Source organism: Qipengyuania aestuarii, from assembly GCF_019711535.1.
GTDB classification, from domain to species: domain Bacteria; phylum Pseudomonadota; class Alphaproteobacteria; order Sphingomonadales; family Sphingomonadaceae; genus Qipengyuania; species Qipengyuania aestuarii.
The window spans coordinates 40,185-57,954 of the sequence record NZ_JAIGNP010000003.1 but is presented as its reverse complement, the minus strand read 5'-3'; the positions used below and the strand labels follow the sequence as shown (position 1 = coordinate 57,954).

At 59.5% G+C, this 17,770-nt stretch carries 16 protein-coding genes and 1 tRNA gene; 7 read left to right on the top strand and 10 right to left on the bottom strand.

Going from position 1 to position 17,770, the window contains the following annotated elements; all coding sequences use genetic code 11:
* Window positions 1–3 precede the first annotated feature (3 nt).
* Together K3175_RS09910 and K3175_RS09905 are read left to right on the top strand one after the other, a co-directional pair.
* Complete coding sequence (locus tag K3175_RS09910) at window positions 4–1,332, top strand: TrkH family potassium uptake protein (protein ID WP_221543260.1); 1,329 nt, start codon at window positions 4–6, stop codon at window positions 1,330–1,332.
* Window positions 1,322–2,017, top strand: a complete 696-nt coding sequence (locus K3175_RS09905; RefSeq protein WP_221543259.1) for a potassium channel family protein — start codon at window positions 1,322–1,324, stop codon at window positions 2,015–2,017. Before K3175_RS09910 ends, K3175_RS09905 begins: the two co-directional genes overlap by 11 nt.
* Here K3175_RS09905 and K3175_RS09900 read toward each other — a convergent pair.
* Complete coding sequence (locus tag K3175_RS09900; protein ID WP_221543258.1) at window positions 1,999–2,898, bottom strand: glycoside hydrolase family 16 protein; 900 nt, start codon at window positions 2,896–2,898, stop codon at window positions 1,999–2,001. The two genes, K3175_RS09905 and K3175_RS09900, sit on opposite strands and share 19 nt — an antisense overlap.
* 176 nt (window positions 2,899–3,074) lie before the next feature.
* Here K3175_RS09900 and K3175_RS09895 point away from each other — a divergent pair, with 176 nt between their 5' ends.
* Complete coding sequence (locus tag K3175_RS09895; protein WP_221543257.1) at window positions 3,075–4,979, top strand: M1 family metallopeptidase; 1,905 nt, start codon at window positions 3,075–3,077, stop codon at window positions 4,977–4,979.
* A gap of 1 nt (window position 4,980) precedes the next feature.
* Here the strand turns inward: K3175_RS09895 and fumC are convergent, their stop codons facing one another.
* Window positions 4,981–6,366 (bottom strand): class II fumarate hydratase, encoded by a 1,386-nt coding sequence (gene fumC, locus K3175_RS09890; protein WP_221543256.1) that lies wholly within the window; start codon window positions 6,364–6,366, stop codon window positions 4,981–4,983.
* Window positions 6,367–6,598: 232 nt separating this feature from the next.
* Here fumC and K3175_RS09885 point away from each other — a divergent pair, with 232 nt between their 5' ends.
* The 3 genes from K3175_RS09885 to K3175_RS09875 all read left to right on the top strand — a co-directional run bounded on the left by K3175_RS09885 (window position 6,599) and on the right by K3175_RS09875 (window position 10,077).
* On the top strand, window positions 6,599–7,546 hold the full coding sequence (locus K3175_RS09885; RefSeq protein ID WP_221543255.1) for a hypothetical protein: 948 nt from the start codon (window positions 6,599–6,601) through the stop codon (window positions 7,544–7,546).
* A gap of 61 nt (window positions 7,547–7,607) precedes the next feature.
* Window positions 7,608–9,701 carry a RelA/SpoT family protein gene (locus K3175_RS09880; RefSeq protein ID WP_221543254.1) on the top strand — a complete coding sequence of 698 codons (2,094 nt, stop codon included), beginning with the start codon at window positions 7,608–7,610 and terminating at the stop codon, window positions 9,699–9,701.
* 10 nt (window positions 9,702–9,711) lie between these two features.
* Window positions 9,712–10,077, top strand: a complete 366-nt coding sequence (locus K3175_RS09875; protein ID WP_221543253.1) for a VOC family protein — start codon at window positions 9,712–9,714, stop codon at window positions 10,075–10,077.
* A gap of 97 nt (window positions 10,078–10,174) precedes the next feature.
* Here the strand turns inward: K3175_RS09875 and K3175_RS09870 are convergent, their stop codons facing one another.
* From K3175_RS09870 to K3175_RS09855, 4 genes are read right to left on the bottom strand one after another with little or no spacing between them, the layout of a single operon-like run.
* Window positions 10,175–10,615: an META domain-containing protein gene (locus K3175_RS09870; RefSeq protein WP_221543252.1), complete on the bottom strand. Its 441-nt coding sequence runs from the start codon at window positions 10,613–10,615 to the stop codon at window positions 10,175–10,177.
* Window positions 10,612–11,061, bottom strand: coding sequence for an META domain-containing protein (locus K3175_RS09865; RefSeq protein ID WP_221543251.1), 450 nt, complete (start codon window positions 11,059–11,061; stop codon window positions 10,612–10,614). The genes K3175_RS09870 and K3175_RS09865 overlap by 4 nt, the downstream gene beginning before the upstream one ends.
* Entirely contained in the window at window positions 11,058–11,363 is a 306-nt protein-coding gene (locus K3175_RS09860; RefSeq protein ID WP_247710851.1) for a DUF1905 domain-containing protein, read from the bottom strand. The genes K3175_RS09865 and K3175_RS09860 overlap by 4 nt, the downstream gene beginning before the upstream one ends.
* 16 nt (window positions 11,364–11,379) lie before the next feature.
* On the bottom strand, window positions 11,380–12,339 hold the full coding sequence (locus K3175_RS09855; protein WP_221543249.1) for a peptidylprolyl isomerase: 960 nt from the start codon (window positions 12,337–12,339) through the stop codon (window positions 11,380–11,382).
* 254 nt (window positions 12,340–12,593) lie between these two features.
* On the opposite strand from K3175_RS09855, the gene K3175_RS09850 reads away from it, so the two are divergent.
* Window positions 12,594–12,684: transfer RNA gene (locus tag K3175_RS09850), tRNA-Ser, on the top strand.
* Between the two features lie 44 nt (window positions 12,685–12,728).
* Here the strand turns inward: K3175_RS09850 and K3175_RS09845 are convergent.
* Genes K3175_RS09845 through K3175_RS09830 form a run of 4 tightly spaced genes read right to left on the bottom strand, consistent with a single transcriptional unit; the run spans window position 12,729 to window position 17,672 of the window.
* Window positions 12,729–14,624, bottom strand: coding sequence for an HAD-IIIC family phosphatase (locus K3175_RS09845; RefSeq protein WP_221543248.1), 1,896 nt, complete (start codon window positions 14,622–14,624; stop codon window positions 12,729–12,731).
* On the bottom strand, window positions 14,621–14,866 hold the full coding sequence (locus K3175_RS09840) for an acyl carrier protein (protein ID WP_224813229.1): 246 nt from the start codon (window positions 14,864–14,866) through the stop codon (window positions 14,621–14,623). Before K3175_RS09840 ends, K3175_RS09845 begins: the two co-directional genes overlap by 4 nt.
* 42 nt (window positions 14,867–14,908) lie before the next feature.
* Window positions 14,909–16,099 carry a hypothetical protein gene (locus K3175_RS09835; protein WP_221543247.1) on the bottom strand — a complete coding sequence of 397 codons (1,191 nt, stop codon included), beginning with the start codon at window positions 16,097–16,099 and terminating at the stop codon, window positions 14,909–14,911.
* Between the two features lie 4 nt (window positions 16,100–16,103).
* Window positions 16,104–17,672, bottom strand: coding sequence for an MBOAT family O-acyltransferase (locus tag K3175_RS09830; protein ID WP_221543246.1), 1,569 nt, complete (start codon window positions 17,670–17,672; stop codon window positions 16,104–16,106).
* Window positions 17,673–17,770 lie beyond the last annotated feature (98 nt).

Sequence of the window (17,770 nt, the reverse complement as noted above, 5' to 3'; positions counted from 1 at the left end):
CCGATGCGCGCGTTTAGCGACCCGGTTCGCCTGATTCCTCTTCTCTTCGCTGCGGCAATACTCGTGGGAGCGGGGCTCCTCATGCTGCCTTTCGCCACGGTCGACGGGCGGGGCGCTTCGGGTGTCACGGCCTTCTTCACCTCGACCTCGGCCGTTTCTGTCACTGGCCTGATAGTGGTAGACACGGCAACCTATTGGACAGCTTTCGGCAAGGGAGTGATCCTGCTGCTGTTCCAGGTTGGCGGCTTCGGCATCATGACGGCAGCGACGCTATTCGGCCTGATGGCGGGACGCGGCTTCGGCCTGCGGGAAAGGATCGCAACCAGCGTGGAGCGCAGCCGGCTGGAGGTGGGCGATGCCCGTTCCGTTTTGGCTCTGGTCTTCAAGGTCACCCTTACAGTGGAAGGCGTGGTCGCACTGATCCTGACGCTACGCTTCATGCTGGCTTACGACTTCCCCTTCGAGCAAGCCCTGTGGCACGGGGTGTTCCATTCAGTCAGCGCGTTCAACAATGCGGGCTTTTCGAGCTTTTCCGACAGTGTGATGAGCTATCAGAAAGACAGTGTGATCCTGGTGCCGATCATGCTTTCGGTCATCATCACCGCGCTCGGTTTCCCGGTCATGCAGGATGTGCGCCACCACGGCTTCTCGTGGCGGGCATGGACGCTGCATTCTAAGATCACGCTGACAACGACGGTTGCCCTGCTGCTCGTCGGCTTCGTGGCGATTGCGGCGAAGGAATGGACGAACCCCGCTACTCTTGGCCCCATGGGTACCAGCGCCAAGCTGCTCAACGCCGCCTTCCACTCGGTCATGCCGCGCACGGCAGGCTTCAATAGCCTGGATGTTGGCGCTTTCCGCGGCGAGACTTTGCTGATGAACTATGTGCTAATGTTCATCGGCGGGGGGAGCGCGGGCACCGCGGGCGGGATCAAGATCACCACCTTCGTTGTCCTGCTGGCGGTTGTGGCGTCCGAAATCGGCGGGCGTCGCGATGCGGAGATATTCGGTCGGCGGCTCGGCTACGGTGTTGAGCGGCAGGCCTTGACGGTGACCGTCGCTGCATCGGTGCTAATTATGTTGGCATCGATGTATATCCTCGCCATCACCCGCTTGCCGATGGAGGACGTCCTGTTCGAGACCATCTCCGCCTTCTCGACCGTCGGCCTGTCCACCGGCATCACTGCCAAGCTGCCGCCCACGGCGCTGGGTGTGCTTGCCTTCCTGATGTTCGTCGGCCGCGTGGGAACCATTACCGTTGCGACTGCCTTGGCACTAGGCGGCGAACCTCGACCGTTCCGTTATCCCGAGGAGGATCCCATTGTCGGCTAAGAAGCGCAATCCCGTACTAGTCATCGGCCTTGGCCGTTTCGGCGGTTCGGTCGCCCGCACGCTGGAGCGGATGGGGCACGAAGTGCTGGGCGTCGATCATGACGGAACGCGGGTCCAGGAATATGCGCCGCATTTGACACAGGTCGTCGAGGCTGACTGCACCGATACGCGCTGCCTCGACAAGCTCGGGGCGAACAGTTTCGACTCCGTCGTGGTCGGCATTGGCAGCGATATCGAGGCGAGCGTGCTGGCTGTGCTGGCGCTTTCGGATCTCGGTGTGCAGAACATCTGGGCCAAGGCGACCAACGAGAACCACGGCCGCATCCTCGAACGGACCGGTGCGCATCATGTCGTTTTTCCCGAACAGCGCATGGGTGAGCGCGTGGCGCGGATGCTGAATGAGCGCCTGCTCGATTTCATCAGCTTCGGTGACGACTTCGCCATTGCTCGCGTGGCCGCGCCCGGAACCATCGTTGGCCTGCCGCTGGTGACCAGCGAATGCCGCAAGAAATTCGATGTCACCGTGATCGGCGTGAAGCGCCGCGGCGAGGATTTCATCCACGCCGTACCCGACACGCTAATCATGCCGGGCGACCTGCTGGTGGTATCCGGTAAGGTGGAAAACCTTGAGGCCTTCGCCGCGCTGCAGCCCTCTACTGCGGAACCTCAGCCTGTGGGGGCGTAGACCCTCACCCAGTCGACCAGCATCGCGACCTCGCCCGACTTCACCGCATCAACTGTCTCCTGCGGTACGCCGTTGTAAGGCTCTTCGATCCGGTTGGTCTTGAACGGATAGGCACCGCCCATCGCGAAATTGAGAATCAAGTATTTCTCATTGTCGAAGCGCCAGTCGCCATAATTCTCCACCATCGGGCGGGTAACGCGGTAGTGGACATGACCGTCGATCAGGAAGTCGATCTGCCGGTCGGTCCATTCCACGGCGTAGGTATGCCAGCTCGTGACATCGACGCCTTCAGGAAAGAAGAACTTGTTTACCAGCGGCGTCTCGCCCGAGTAGCCGGGGCCGTGCAAGGCCACGCCCACCCAGTCCTTTTCGCCGACATATTCCATGATGTCGATCTCGCCCGTGCCCGGCCATTTGTCGTTGCCGAGTAGCCAGAAGGCGGGCCAGACCCCGACATTGGCAGGCATCTTTATCCGCGCTTCGGCGCGACCATGTTCGAAGTCGAACTTTCCCTGCGTCTCGATCCGGCCTGACAGGAAAGGTGCCTTGCGGTCCCGGTTCGGATCAATGCCCGGCTTGAATACCGGGCGCAGCATCAGCACGCCGCCATCGGCTCCTTCGATCCCGTCGATAAAATTGATAGTCGCTGGGTCGTCGACATAGGCCTGCTGTTCGTTGTTGACCCAGAAGTCGGTGCCGATGACAATCCATTTGTCCCGGTCGAGCGTGCCGGTGTTGAATTCGTCTGCGAAGAGCAACTCTCGCTCCGCCGAAGGTTCGCCGTGCTGCGAGGTCGGCATTTGCGTCGATTGCGCGGAAAGCGGCCCTGCGGTTGCAAGCGCAAGTGCTGAGGGCAGGGCAGTGAAGATAGTGCGGATCATGAACCTCTCCCAGGATTTATGTGAACGTTCTCATGGCCGATCCTTGGGGGGAATGCCAGCCTTCGGGTACGATTGCACGGCTCGGGCTGGATAAGCGCGCCGGGATCGGCAATAGGCTTTGCAGCATTTGGACAAGGCCGGCCAATGCCGGCTCCGAGGTTTTTCAGGAGAATTCCATGCGTCGCATCGCCACTGCCCTTTCGCTGCTGCTTGCCAGCACCGCTTGCACTACCGTTCCGTCGGAAGGCGGATCGATGAGGGCGGGCGAACCGATGGTCTCGCCGATCCTGACCGGTGCCGATGCGGTGGACAGCATGACCTATGCGCAGCCACAGGTGGCTCGGGTGACACATGTCGATCTTGACCTGGCACTCGATTTCGATCGCAAGCGAGTGACCGGCGTCGCCAATCTCGATATTCTGGCGCGGCCCGATGCAGGTGCGATCGTGCTCGATTCCAATGGACTCGAGATTGTGGGGGTGCGCGACGGCGCGGGCAATCCGCTGGCTTGGAAGCTGGGCGATACCGTCAGCGAAGGAGGCAAGGGCGCGCCGCTCACGATTACCATGGGCAACGCCCGCGAAGTGCAGATTCAGTACGCCTCCGCCCCCGATGCCGAGGCGCTGCAATGGCTGACTCCCGAACAGACGGCGGGCGGTGAATATCCCTATCTCTTCAGTCAGGGGCAGGCGATACTCAACCGGACATGGATCCCTACGCAGGACAGCCCCGGCATCCGTCAGACATGGGCAGCGCGCATCACCGCACCCAAGCCGCTCGATGTGGTGATGAGCGGCGTCCGTCAGGGCGAGCCCGAAGATCTGGGCAACGGCCGCCGCGCTTTCCGCTTCGTCATGGACAAGCCAGTCCCGCCGTATCTCATAGCGATTGCCGCAGGCGATATCGACTTCGCCGCGATCGGTCCGCGCACCGGTGTCTGGGCCGAGCCGTCCACACTGGCGCGCGCGCGCGCCGAGGTGGGCGATACGGAAGAAATGGTCGAGGCAGCGGAAGAACTCTACGGCGATTATCGCTGGGGCCGCTATGACATGATCGTGCTGCCACCGTCCTTCCCTTATGGCGGGATGGAAAACCCGGTGATGACTTTCCTCACGCCGACCTTCATCGCGGGCGATCGGTCGAACAACGGGCTTGTGGCGCACGAGCTGGCGCATAGCTGGTCGGGCAATCTGGTCACCAATGCAGTCTGGGAAGACAGCTGGCTGAACGAAGGTGTGACCTCCTATTTCGAGAACCGGATCGTGGAAGCCGTATACGGCAAGAAGCGCGCCGAACAGGAAGCCGCGCTGTCTTTCGCCAATATCGAGGAAACGCTGGCAGAGGTCGGGATGAATGCGCCGGGCACCGCGCTGCACCACAGCACCGACGGGGCCGAGATCGGCAGCGCCATCACTTACGACAAAGGACATTTCTTCCTGCGGACGGTCGAAAGCATCGCCGGACGTGAGCGGTTCGATGCGTGGCTACGCCAGTGGTTCGACAATCACGCCTTCCAGCCCGCCACGAGCCAGCTCTTTTATGACGACATGATGGCGAACCTCGTGCGCAACGATGCCGAAGCCGAGCAGCTGGCTTTGCGGGAATGGATTTTCCAGCCGGGCTTACCCTCCAATGTGGCCCGTCCGGACCCTGCGGCCTTCGCCGAGGTCGACAGCGCAGTGCAGGCTTATGCCGCATCCAGCTCGATTCCGGTAGTTTACAACGGATGGACCAGCGCCGAGCGCATGCGTTTCCTCGATAATATCCCGAAGGAGCGCAGCGCGGCGCAGTTGTCTGAACTGGATCGGCAGTTGGGCCTCTCGACTACCCAGAACAACGAGATCCTGTTCCTGTGGCTCGAATTGGCGCTGGCCAATCGCTATGAACCGGCCGTGCCTCAGGCGGAGCAGTTCCTCGCCCGCGTCGGGCGAGCAAAGTTCGTGCGCCCGCTCTTCCAGGTTCTGTGGAGCGAAGGCGAATGGGGGCGCCCGATCGCGAAACGGATCTATGCCAAGACTCGCCCGAGCTACCACGCCGTGACGCGCGGCGCAGTGGACCGTGTGCTGGGAATGACTAGCTAGATCAGACCATATCCTGAGGGCGGACGAGCCGGTCAAAGGTTTCGGCATCGACAAGGTCGAGCTCGAGACCGGCTTCCTTCAAGGTTTGCCCATTGGCTAGCGCATGCTTGGCGATCTTCGCCGCGTTGTCATATCCGATTTCGGGCGCCAACGCGGTGACAAGCATGAGCGAGCGGTCGACCAGCTCGGCGATGCGATCCTCGTTCGCCGCGATCCCTTCGACGCAGCGGCTGGAAAAGCTGTCCATGCCGATGGCCAGCAGCTCGATCGAACGCAGGACATTGGATCCGATCAGCGGCATGAAAGTGTTGAGTTCGAACTGACCCTGCATGCCGCCGACGGTCACCGCCTGATGGTTTCCGATGACTTGCGCGGCCACCATGGTCAGCATTTCCACCTGTGTTGGGTTGACCTTGCCCGGCATGATCGAGCTTCCCGGCTCATTCGCCGGCAGCGACAGTTCGCCCAGGCCCGATCTCGGCCCGGATGCCAAAAGCCGGATATCATTAGCAATCTTGTTGAGTGCGACGGCTAGCGTGTTGAGAGTGCCGGAAAACGACACGAGCCCGTCTTTCGCGGCCAGCTGTTCGAAAGTGTTGTCGGCGGGTCGGAAGGCTTCGCCCGTGATGGCGTTGATTTGCTCCACCATGTCCGCGCTCCAGCGCTCGGGTGCATTCAGCCCGGTTCCGACAGCGGTGCCCCCGATAGCCAGTGCCGCGAGATCGCGACTAAGAGAGTCCTCGATCCGCTTGCGGCAGCTGTCGATCTGAGCGGCATAGCCTGAAAATTCCTGGCCGAGTGTCAGCGGCGTTGCATCTTGCGTATGGGTGCGGCCGATCTTTACAAGCTTCTCAAAGCTTTGTGATTTGGCTGCAAGCGCTCGATGGAGCCTTTCCAGCGAGGGCAGCAGAGTTTCCCGTGCATCCAAGAGGGCGGCGATGTGCAGCGCGGTCGGAAAACTGTCGTTCGAGCTTTGCGACTTGTTGACGTGATCGTTGGGATGGACCGGCTCCTTACCGCCCCGCGTCTGGCTTAGAGCTTCGTTGGCAATACCGGCAATCACTTCGTTGACGTTCATGTTCGTCTGCGTGCCACTTCCAGTCTGGAAAATGGTCAGCGGAAACTGGTCGTCATGCTCACCTCGGCGGATTGCTTCAGCCGCTGCCTCGATCGCATGTGCCAGTTTGGTGTCCAGCCCGTGGCTGCGATTGACGCGGGCGGCGGCCTGTTTGACGGTCGCCTGGGCATGCACGATCTGAAGCGGCATGCGCTGGTGCGGAGGGAAGGGGAAGTTCTCCAGGCTGCGCTGCGTCTGCGCACCCCAAAAGGCATCCGCAGGCACTTTGATGGGCCCGAGGGAATCGGTTTCGGTTCTCATGTCGCTCATGGTCGGCCTCGCTTAGATGCTGTCGGTTGACCTTCAAGCTAGTGACTAGAGCGAGGCCTTGCCACCTGTCTCGGGGCGTTCGGAGGTTCGCTCTTTTCAGATCGGTTGAAGCGATCTATTCTCAAGGCATGCCGTGGCAGCATGCACCGGAAGGGCAACGGCCCGCCATTACTGCCGATCCCCGCGGGTCGGATTGGTGACCTCTCGTTCTCTCTCCAAGGCGGTGCCACTGTTGGTGCTTCTCGCCCCCTTTTTCGCCATACTATCCGCTCGATTTGCGACCCATAGCGACCTTGCCGCGCGCTATCCGCGCACTGCGGCGCTCTTGTTTGTCTGGATTGCCGCCGACGCTCTGGCGCTTACGCTGTTAGCCAAGGCACCGACCAAAAGCCCCGATCTGCGCGCGTTACTTGGAGCGATTGCGCTTGGCTGCGTCATCGCCACCGTTTCGGCAGCTATACCTGTCAGATCAGCCTTGCTCGATATGAAGTCTTTGCTTGTCACCATGGGGCTCACGATCATCGCCTATGTGAGTTGGAGCCTGCATCTCGCCGTCCAAGCCTTTCGCCGCACACGTTCAATGCAAGCCGCGGCATGCGTTGTCCTGCCGGAAAAACTGGTGCGCTTCGCCGTGTATGAAAGCGCAATGATGCGACTGGCGCTGTTCAGCTGGAAGGCGCAACCTCATGTGCCTCCCGGCGCGCAGGCATTCGCTTATCACAAAGTCATCAACCCGCTGGTCGCCACTTTTCTGGTGCTGCAATTGATCGAGATCGTGGTGGTGGACCTTCTCGTCAGCCATTGGAGCGAAACCGCCGCGCTATTGCTGCTCGGCCTGGGCGTCTGGGGTGCGCTCTTCATTATCGCGATGATGAAAGCCTTTCGGCTCTATCCAGTGCTGCTCGAGGCCGAAGGCCTGCGTGTGCGCGGCGGGAGCTTCGTGGACTTTACCGTGCCTCTGAACGCCATTGCTGCTGTCGAGCCATCAATCAGCGATGCGGAAACGCGGCAGGCGACTGTCCTGAACGCGGCCATCCTCTCTCACCCCAACGTCGTTCTGCGCCTTTCACGGCCGCTGGAATATCGCCCGCTCTTCGGCAAGGCGCGAATGGTCGAAAGAGTGGCTTTCAGGCTCGACAATCCAGCCAGCCTCTTGCTCCAGCTGGAAAAGCATATTTGAAAGCGACGCCCGCGCTTTTTCGTTGCATTGCAACTCTGTTTGCCCACATCGTGATCCGACCATGCTGCGCCAGTACGAACTCGTAGAGCGGGTCCTCGATTACGACCCCGATGCCGACGAGGCGATGCTCAATCGCGCCTATGTCTATACCGTTCAGAAACACGGCACACAGACACGCGCATCGGGCGATCCCTATTTCAGCCACCCGGTCGAAGTGGCCGGGTTGATGACGGATCTCAAACTCGATCAGGAAACCATCGTCACCGCGCTGTTGCACGATACGGTGGAGGACACACTCGCCACAATCGACGATATCGAGACCAATTTCGGGGGCGAGGTCGCGCGTTTGGTCGACGGGGTGACAAAGCTTTCGAAGATCGAGCAGATGCCCGAGAACGAACGGGCAGCGGAGAACCTGCGCAAGTTCCTACTCGCCATGAGCGAGGATATCCGCGTCCTGCTGGTGAAGCTGGGCGATCGGCTGCATAATATGCGCACGCTCCATTTCATCAAGAAACCGGAAAAGCGCCGCCGCATCGCACGTGAGACGATGGATATCTACGCGCCTCTGGCAGAGCGAGTGGGCATGTACGAATACATGCGGGAGATGCAGTTGCTCGCGTTCGAGCAGATCGAGCCCGAAGCCTATGCCACTATTACCAACCGCCTGAAGCAGATTCGCGAGGAGGATGGCGGACAGGTCGATGCCATCGCTCTCGACATGAAGCACGCGCTGGCAGAAGCCGGTATGCAAGTCGAAGTGTCGGGGCGGGAAAAGCATCCCTATTCGATCTGGCGAAAGATGGCGGAACGCCACGTGTCTTTCGACCAGGTCACCGACATCATGGCTTTCCGCGTCATCTGCGATGACGTGGCGGATTGCTACCGAGCGCTAGGCGTTCTGCACACGACGTGGCAATTTCTACCTGGCAAGTTCAAGGACTATATCTCGACGCCGAAGACGAATGGCTATCGTAGCCTTCATACTTCGCTGATCTATGGGAAATCGATGCGCGTCGAGGTGCAGATTCGCACGCGTGAAATGCACCGGACCAACGAATTCGGGCTCGCGGCTCATTGGGCCTACAAGCAGGGGGATCGGCCGGATGGTGCGGTTGGCTGGCTGCGCGACCTTATCGAGATTATCGACACCAGTCAGGATGCCGAAGAACTTCTCGAGCACACACGCATGGCGATTTACCAGGATCGCATTTTCGCCTTCACTCCCAAGGGGGCACTCTTCCAGCTGCCCAAGGGATCGACGGCGGTCGATTTCGCTTTCGCCGTCCACACTGATCTCGGCGCGCAAACTGTGGGGGCGAAGATCAACGGGCGCCACATGCCGCTGCGCACGCAGCTCAACAATGGCGATGTGGTCGAGATTCTGAAGGGCAAGAATGCCGAGCCGCAGATGAGCTGGCTGGGCTTCGTGGTCACCGGCAAGGCGCGCGCCGCCATCCGGCGTGCCGTCCGTCAGAAGGAACGCGATGAAGTCGCCGATATCGGTCAGAAGCTTTACGACGAGATCACCACCCGCTTGCCCGGCAAAGTAGGCAAGAAAGCGCTACGCGAGGCGTTGAAGCGGCTGGAAATGGACGATGCTGAAGACCTCTATTACGCCATCGGTTCGGCCAAGATCAAAGATCGCGAGGTGATGGAAGCGCTGATCCCTGGTTCGACCGATGGAATGGCCGAGGAAGATGATGAATGGCTGCGCAATGGCAAGTCGCTTTCCATACGCGGCCTGACCCCGGGTGTCGGCTATACCTTGGCGGATTGCTGCCATCCGGTTCCGGGTGACCGGATCGTGGGACTGCGCAAGGAAGGCGAGGCGGTCGAGGTCCATGCGATAGACTGTCACCAACTTGCCACCGGAATCGATAACGACTGGCTCGATCTCAGCTGGGGGCGGCGTTCGCGGGGGGCCGTCGGGCGTTTGCGCGTGACGCTTTACGACCGGCCTGGCACGCTGGCCGAGATGGCGGGCATCTTCGCCAAGAACGTGGTCAACGTGACCAGCCTGGACCAGACGCAGCTCGATCACCCGTTCACGACTTACGAGGTTGACCTGGAGGTGCAGGATCTGGCGCATCTCAGCCGTATCCTCAGCGCGCTGAGGGCAAGCGATGCCGTCGCGCAGGCGGAGCGGGCGTGAGGAAAGATCAATGAGCCTGATTACCGGCATCGACCACGTCCAGCTGGCCATGCCACATGGCGGAGAACGGCATGCGCGCGAATTCTGGACCGGCCCGATGGGCTTGAGCGAGGTGCCCAAGCCGTCACATCTGGCGATAAATGGCGGCTGCTGGTTTGAAGGGGAAGGCGTAGCCATTCACTGCGGCGTGGAAGACGCTTTCCTGCCCGCACGCCGTGCGCATCCCGCCTTACTGGTCGAGAACCTCGGCGCACTGGTCGCCAAGCTCCAAGCTGCAGGCGTAGCTTTCAAACCGGGTAAACCGCTGGAAGGCTATCGCCGGGGCGACATTGTCGATCCGTTTGGCAATCGCATCGAATTGATGGAAAAGTTCTGAACTTTATCTGGGGCCAAAAGCGGCTGCAGCCTACTCCAGCGCTGGCACATGTAAGCTTACCTGAGTGCCATCTCACGCGTCGCATGGTATTGCAGCATCAGTGGATGGGCTTGCGGACCAGTTCGGCGGTGTGTCCGGGAATCGTCAGAAAGAGCCGGTCGCCTTTAACCTGGATGGTAGGAGTGCTTTGCGGCCATAGGCGGAACAGCCGTTCATTTGGCTGCTTGATGCACAGGGCCAGCGTGCAGATGCGCTGACCCTCATCGCTCCAACCGCAGGCATTGCAGCCGTCGTTCCAGCCGCGGATCCGGCCCCAGCGCAGGCTCACGGCATAGTTCGCCTCTCGCACATCGATTCCGTCGATGCTGACGAAATGCCAGGAACCGTCTTTTTCCGGTGCCGCGATGAGGTGCCAAACGGTTTCGCCATGAGGTATGAACATTCCGCCGACAGCCAGCACCAGTGCCACGGCGAGACCTGCCAGTGTCACCCGAGCCAGGCCCTTGTGATGCTGGCCACGGGTTGGCTTCCTAATCATCGCGCCTCGACTCGTCGCAATTCGCCGCGATGAAGCTCGTCGTGCAGCAACAGGCGGGAGCCTTTCAAGGTCATGGTGGCGGTCGCCCGGGTCAGCTGCCAATACGCTTCATCCGTTGGCTGTGACGCGCACTCCTGCAAATCGATGGTGATGATGCGCTCGCCATTGTCGAGCATATTGCCGTCGCTTGTCCCCCAATTGTTGCAGCCGTCATATCCGGCGATCACCTCGCCCCAATGAATGCGGACACTGTATCCATCGGCACGGACATCGCGGTCGTCGATCGTGGTGAATTGCCAGGTGCCATCTTCTTGCGGGGCTGCGAGGGCGTGCCATAGGCTTTCATGAGGCAGGAAAAGGCTCGATAGGACGGTTGCTGCTCCTACCCCGAGCCCGCCGGCCACCAACCAGGCTAGCCCGCGATGATGCTGGCCGCGGCGCTTCACAGCAATTCCAGCTCCAGTGCGATCCTGTCGCCCTCGGCCAGGTCCTCTGCTCGCATGACTTTTTTCGAGACGAGAAGTACCCATTCGGTCTTGCCCTTCTGGGGAAAGACGGAGGTCTTCCATGCGGTTTCGCCAATCTGCGCCACAACCTTTACCGATCCGAAACCGCGCCTTGCGCCAAACTCCAGTCGGTGGAGCCGTTCGTGCATCTCAATGGCCTCAGCCGCCGAGCCGGCCAGCGTAACGAGATGGTAGGTTCCGCGACTTCCCTGCCATTTCCGCAGTGTGGCATTGGTGGCCAATGGGTCTGGCACGAACTTAGCGATCGGTGCGCCGCACAGGTACCGGGATGTTGCAGATATCCGCGCCGCCCGCGGCAGTGATAAAGAATGGATCCCGGCGATTGGCGCGGGCATCAGCATACTCGGCGAAGGTTTCGCCTTCTGTCGAAAGATACTCGAACGATGGGCGCTCATCTGCGGGCAGGTCACTTGCGATACGGACCGACACGATGGGCGTTCTCTTGCTGCTCTCTTCCGCCGTATAAAACCCCAATGCGCCCGACCCGCGTGGCAGGGAGGAGAGGTGCTCCATCCCCTCGACGATCCGTCCGACAAGCGCAATATTACGGTCTAGATGGCGCGGCGCATGACCGATCACTGTATAAAGCTCAGCCCCGGTGCCGGTATCGGGAGACATCCCGCGACCGACGCCGACCATGCCATAGCAGTGGACAGGCCAATCCTGCTTTCCGTCTGACGCAATTGGCCAGCCTTTGTACAAATCGGTCCATGCGGCATAGGCATCGCCCCTTGTCCAACCATAACCTTCGGGCGGCATTTCCCCTATCCGAATGCTCGTGACTGGGGACGTATAATCTTCCTCGTCAATCGTCCGTAGCCCCTCTGGCAGCGGCTTTGCCTCCCCTTCCGCTTCCGGGTTGTCGTAATTAGGGTCGCCCCACTGGACGACGTAATTGTCTTGTACGCGGTTGATGGTGATGTCGTCGTACCAGCCCGCGCGGGCCAAGGTGCGGATGTTCTTGACCCAGCCTTGGCTGAAAGGTTCGGGAATGAGTTGGATCATCACCTCGCGCGGCTGGCCGTGGGAATCTGGTGCCAGCGTCATTATCACCAGATCTTCTGCCGCGATTTTCACCCATTCATTTTGAGAGGCTCGATCCACGATTTCGCCGGGGCTTGGCGCGGTTTGATTCTGGGCAAAAACCGGTGTGGTGAGGACGAGCGTTGCAGCGAGCGAGATCAGGTGCTTGTTCATCGCAGGTCAGCTTGCCAACAAGTGCGCAAAAGAAAAGCCCCTTCCCGCGCGTTTAAATGGGCGGGAAGGGGCATTTTACGGCGTTCGAAGGAAATGTCATTCCGCGCAACACCGTGACTCGGGGGTATGGCAGCAACGATTGCCTGCTTACCTGGGTTCCCACGGCTCGTCGCATTCTTGGCTGATGCAAATGTGGCTATGGAAGCAGTTGCGCCGCTCGTCATTGCCCGCTAGAGGCGCGCGTTCCGGGATGCGGAGCAGTGGCCGAGTGGTCGAAGGCGCACGCCTGGAAAGTGTGTATACGGTAACCCCGTATCGAGGGTTCGAATCCCTCCTGCTCCGCCACTTCGGTTTCTTCTGGCACCCCCGCTAGGCTGCGCTGCCATCCGTTATCCTGCTTGGTATATTTCGATGAATGTACGGTGCGGCACATAATCCGCCACTGCGCATGAATAATGCACTGAGCCATCTGTCTGATCGTCGCCTGCGGGAAAGCCGAGCCGTGGGTAAAAATCAGCCACCATGGCGTTGCGGTCAGTGGGTATATAGGTTGAGCGAATTTGCTCAATGCCTGCCGCAGCAGCGGATTCGAACAGCGCGTTCATGACGCATTGCTCCACTCCGCGTTCGAGCACGCGGCAGGATTGCAGCCAACTGTCGATTGTCCAGGCGGTATCTTCCTTGCGCACGATAACTACGCCGATCATGCCGTGCCGGGCAAACTTGTCCTCCAACCCAACCTGCCAGCCTATCACTTCAGGGTTTTCCTCAAATTCACGCACTTCCTCTTCTTCATAGCGGCGGGTGGTGAGGTTGAATTGGTTGGATTTGTTGATCAGCTGCGTAATCCGGCTACGACCGGCGCCGTTGAAGGGGGCAATGGACATGCGCATGGAGAGCGAGGTCAGGTAATTTTCGTAATTACCAATCCGCGCACGGATTTCGGCGGCGGCCGCACGGCCGCCATAGCTTTCCGCCCGTGCGATATCTTCCTGATTGAGCGGGAGGTGATCGAACAATCCTGAATGTGAGATTCGCTGGATGAAGAAAGAGGGATCGTCGCCCACCTCGATTGTCGAGACTAGCGGAAGTTCTTGCCGCACCCTTTCACGTTCGGCGGAATTGTCGTCCACGAATGCGAGCGATTCGAGGCCGAGGCTCAGCGTTTCGGCGATGGTCTTGATGTTCGTCGCCTTGTCGCTCCAATTCGCCTGGAACACGGCAATATGGTTTTCTTTGATGACCATCTCGGAATGGGCGCGAAAGGGTTCGCGCGCTATATCGTCGGCGTTCTTGGAACAGACCGCCAACACGACGCCCCGGTTGCGCAGGCTTAGGACGAAGTTCTGAAACGCCACAAAGGCTTCCCCTTCAGGAGAATTCTGACCGAGCCTTATTCCAGCAAGCCCATCGTCGCCGATGACGCCGCCCCACAGCGTGTTATCGAGATCGAGCACGAGGCCGCGCGCAGCCTTGCCCTTCATCGCTGCCAGCAGTGCCGCGATATTGTCTGCCGCCAGTGGGCATGCATCAACGCTGAAAGGTGTTTTCGCCGCGTGATAGCGGACCGGATCGAGCCATGCATCAAGACCCACTCGGTCGGCGAGGGCCGCCTGATCCCACAGCAGCCACTTTCCCTCTTGCGCCCCATCCGCCAGCAGGAGATTGAAGCGCTGCCTGAAGCGAGCCATCGAGCCAGGTGTTGCAAGATCGGACGACGAGATCTGGTCGGAACCCGGAAGAGTAGCGAAGATGGCCCGGCACCCAGATTTTTCTCTCGCAGCGGCTGCTAGTGCCATCACGAGCTCCGCCGCTTCGGCCAGCGCGGCTTTCTCGGCTTCGTGATCGAGGATGACACGCTGCCCGGAAATTGCGGTTTCGTCGATTATGACCAGCAGAGCGTCGAGTGGCTGACCGAAGCAGTCGACCGGGGAATATGCATAGCTGGCGACACTGTCATACGGAGCTTCGAGAGCGGAAATATCCAGACCGCGCGCCAGGCCAGCGGCGGCCAGCGGGCCTCGAAGGAAGCTCAAGGTACGGCTGCCCAAGAGGCCAAGCGTGATCGGAGCGAACCCTTGAGGCATGAGGGCCTGCTTTTTCACTTTTTGTGCAAGGCGCTCCATCCGCAAATGTTCGCGCATGCCTAATCTCTGATTGGCGAGAGTTTTCAGGGCAATATAGTCCGGTTCCTGCCCGGAGCTTAGAAGCGCTTCGACGGCGGCCAATCGATCAGCCCAGTTTTCGGCAAGCGGAGGCCGCCAGAGGAAACGCTCTTTTATCATGCCTTCTGCTTCGCCGACGCTCTGACGAGGTCGCCAAGATTCTTGAAGCTCTGCATCTCCGAAGTGCTGAAATGGACGCCGAGCTCCATCTCGATCATCACCATCAGACGAACGTGAGAGAGGCTGTCCCATTGGGCAACATCGTTGGCGGTTGTTTCCATGGTGACAGGGCCTTCGTACTCATCGAAAATGTCCCTGATTATCTCGGCAACCTGGTCGAGAATGGCTTGGTAATCCGACATATTGCTTATCCTTCCGGCTTTCAGACCGCGCTAGCGCTTGGTCTAGAACGTGGAGTCTGCATTCACTCGGCCGAGTTGGCTGTTGGTGGTGCGATAATTTTCGACTGCCGAACGAACGGCCTGCTCGTGTTCCGCCAAATTTTGACGGGTCAATCGATTGCTGTCGGTCGACAGAGCGCTCACAAAGCGGTGGAGGATGGCAGGATCATAGACATGGCCGACCTCACGAAAATTTGCGAGGTCGCCGGCAATGGCGGGATCGTCGTCGAAGGCGAAAATTCTGACATTCGAAAGATCGGCCGCAGCATTGACCAGGCAACGGCGCGCCACCAGCTGTTCGTCGAGCAGGGTCGGGCTGATGTCGTTCTGGCGGACATAGTAGAAGGCATAGGATGCAATAGGTACGAGTATGTCGACCCGCACGCCGCGCTTGGCGAAGGATCGCAGTCGCGGGATTAGCTGATCATTGATGGCAAGGAAGCTATCGCAATTCCGCCCGCTGAGAGCACCGATCCGGCTGCGGCCGCGCTCTACCACGCGCGCGATTTCTGCCATTTGCGACGGCTGCTGAAAGCCATCGTACATGGTATCGATATAGGACTTGTAAGTGGTATCGTCCGTGTTGCTGTAGGTCTGGTTGCCCGCCAAGACATCGAACGTCCTCCGGATAGTTGGCAAATTAACCATGCGGAGATCGTTGGTCAGATCGTCGTCGTAAAGAAAGGCGGGGAAGCCGCGGTTGGTGATTTCCGGATTCTGTATATAGGTCCAGTCGAAAGTCAGGATGAGATGCCGCAGGTTTGGGTTGTCGGCGAGCTGGCCGAGCACAAGGTCCCGGTCGCGGGGGCGGGGGCCGCCGTAGCTGAGATTCATGACCCGCGCATCTTGCCCCAGTACGCTCCGCATATAAGCAGGGGAGTACATGGCAGTGACCGAACTCCCGACGAGGAAAGTGTTGTAGGATTGATCCTTGGCGGCCACGTCGATCCAGTCGATCACAAGATCCCTTGGCGTATCGTCGGCCTCGATGCGCGGATCGGCGCCCCAGCTGTAGACATTGTGAGGATCCACCGCGATGACGAGGGCCGCCAGAGACAGGTAGACGGCAGTTATCAGCGATGCGGCGAACAGCATCGGGCGCGCTGCCCGCCAACGCGTGGCGGAAATTGATCTTTGTCCGGTAGCCGCCGATTGCGCGGTGACGAAATGTGATGAACGGATCGGCTTCGTCATTTCGTCAGAACCCCTGATAGAGGAATGGCGGCTGGCGGGAGACGTAATAGAGCGAGGCGAGGACTAGGACCGAGAGATAGCTCGCCTGTACCCAGCCCGGCCGCCACAGTCCGCGCATAATTGCTAGGCCGTAGCTCTTGTTCTCGTAAGTCATGATGGCGGGACGATAGCGCCGCATCAGCTCGACGCTGTTTGGACAGAAATAGATTATCGAAAATGCGATCGTCAGCATCATGACTGGTTCGCGCATATTGAAGAGTGAACGCGCGTCGAACGATGTTCCGAACATCTGCGAGAACAGGTGGAAGCCGCCGATAACGCTTTCGGAGCGGAACATGGCGAGGCTCAGCAATAGCGGCAAGAAGAACACCGCCCGCTCTAGGAAACCCAGGATAACCGGGGAGGCCTTCGCCTTTACCGACTTATACCATTTGGATGCCCGGACTTCGGTTTCCAAAGCATACCAGAGGCCATGCATCAGGCCGAAGACGCAGAACGTCCATAATGCCCCGTGCCACAGGCCGATGATCTGGAAATTGATCAGCATCGGGAACCACAGGCTGAGAAGATGCGCTGGCACCGGAGCAAGCCGGTTGAACATGGCGTAGCGAGTCCCGGCTACTGACAGGGGCGTGTAAAGAAAACGCGCAATGACCCGGGTCAGTGTCATGTGCCAGCGGCGATAGTAATCGATGATGCCATTGGCCTTGAAGGGGGAGAAGAAATTGATCGGCAATTTCAGGCCGAACATCCGAGCCAAGCCCAAAGCCATGTCCGAATATCCCGAAAAATCGAAATAGAGCTGTGCCATGTAGGCCAGTGCGCCGATCCATGCCTGCATCGGATGGATTTCCGCACCAACTTGAGCGGCTCCGAAAATGATATCGACAGTGGGAGCCAGATTGTCTGCAATCACGACCTTTTTAAACATGCCGATCGAGATAAAGGTCAGCCCAACGGCGAGGTCGATCGGGTCCAAGCGGAGAAATCGCTTGGACCGGGTCTGCGGATTAAACTCGCTTAGGTAGGTGATAGGCCCGATGATCAGTTGCGGAAAAAAGCTTACAAAAGCGCCGTAGCGGCAGAAGGCTGCACCGACCGACCGCAGCGATCTCAATTGACCAAGAAATTGAGCCACGTTCTTGTCCCGCGAATAAGCATCCGCAAGGAAGGCCGCGCCCTGAAATGTGTAGAATGAAATGCCCGCTGGGATGGCAATGCCTGCGATATCCACCATGATGCCGGCACTCGGACCGAATAGCAGGCTGGCGATCTTATATTTGAAATAGCACAGCGTGATGATGTTGTAGGCCTGGCCAGCGAGATAGATGCGCCGACGGCTCTTTTTGCTTTCGTCGAGGAAGGTCACCGCGAGTGCCACGACGAAATTTACGACGAGCGCAGCGACCAGCAGGATCGCGGAGAACAGACCGTATGGTATGTAAAACGCGATGGAGGCGACGAATAGTACAGCGAGCGCGGCATTTCTGCCGAGAAAATTCGCGACCGTATAAAACGCGAGCAGAGCAATGGGGAGAAACACGAATAGAAAGAGCGGGTCAGTAAATATCACATGTCACCCCCTCGATTGACGGTTGCCGATACTCGTCTTGGTCTCGTCTGCGCGAGCCGGTGCGAATGTCCCTGAGGTGCCAAATTTGGTGGGGCTGA

Coding starts and splice junctions, on each gene's coding strand:
- K3175_RS09910 (WP_221543260.1), top strand. CDS start 4: ATGCGCGCGTTTAGCGACCCGGTTCGCCTGATTCCTCTTCTCTTCGCT.
- K3175_RS09900 (WP_221543258.1), bottom strand. CDS start 2,898: ATGATCCGCACTATCTTCACTGCCCTGCCCTCAGCACTTGCGCTTGCA.
- K3175_RS09895 (WP_221543257.1), top strand. CDS start 3,075: ATGCGTCGCATCGCCACTGCCCTTTCGCTGCTGCTTGCCAGCACCGCT.
- fumC (WP_221543256.1), bottom strand. CDS start 6,366: ATGAGCGACATGAGAACCGAAACCGATTCCCTCGGGCCCATCAAAGTG.
- K3175_RS09880 (WP_221543254.1), top strand. CDS start 7,608: ATGCTGCGCCAGTACGAACTCGTAGAGCGGGTCCTCGATTACGACCCC.
- K3175_RS09875 (WP_221543253.1), top strand. CDS start 9,712: ATGAGCCTGATTACCGGCATCGACCACGTCCAGCTGGCCATGCCACAT.
- K3175_RS09870 (WP_221543252.1), bottom strand. CDS start 10,615: ATGATTAGGAAGCCAACCCGTGGCCAGCATCACAAGGGCCTGGCTCGG.
- K3175_RS09855 (WP_221543249.1), bottom strand. CDS start 12,339: ATGAACAAGCACCTGATCTCGCTCGCTGCAACGCTCGTCCTCACCACA.
- K3175_RS09845 (WP_221543248.1), bottom strand. CDS start 14,624: ATGATAAAAGAGCGTTTCCTCTGGCGGCCTCCGCTTGCCGAAAACTGG.
- K3175_RS09840 (WP_224813229.1), bottom strand. CDS start 14,866: ATGTCGGATTACCAAGCCATTCTCGACCAGGTTGCCGAGATAATCAGG.
- K3175_RS09835 (WP_221543247.1), bottom strand. CDS start 16,099: ATGACGAAGCCGATCCGTTCATCACATTTCGTCACCGCGCAATCGGCG.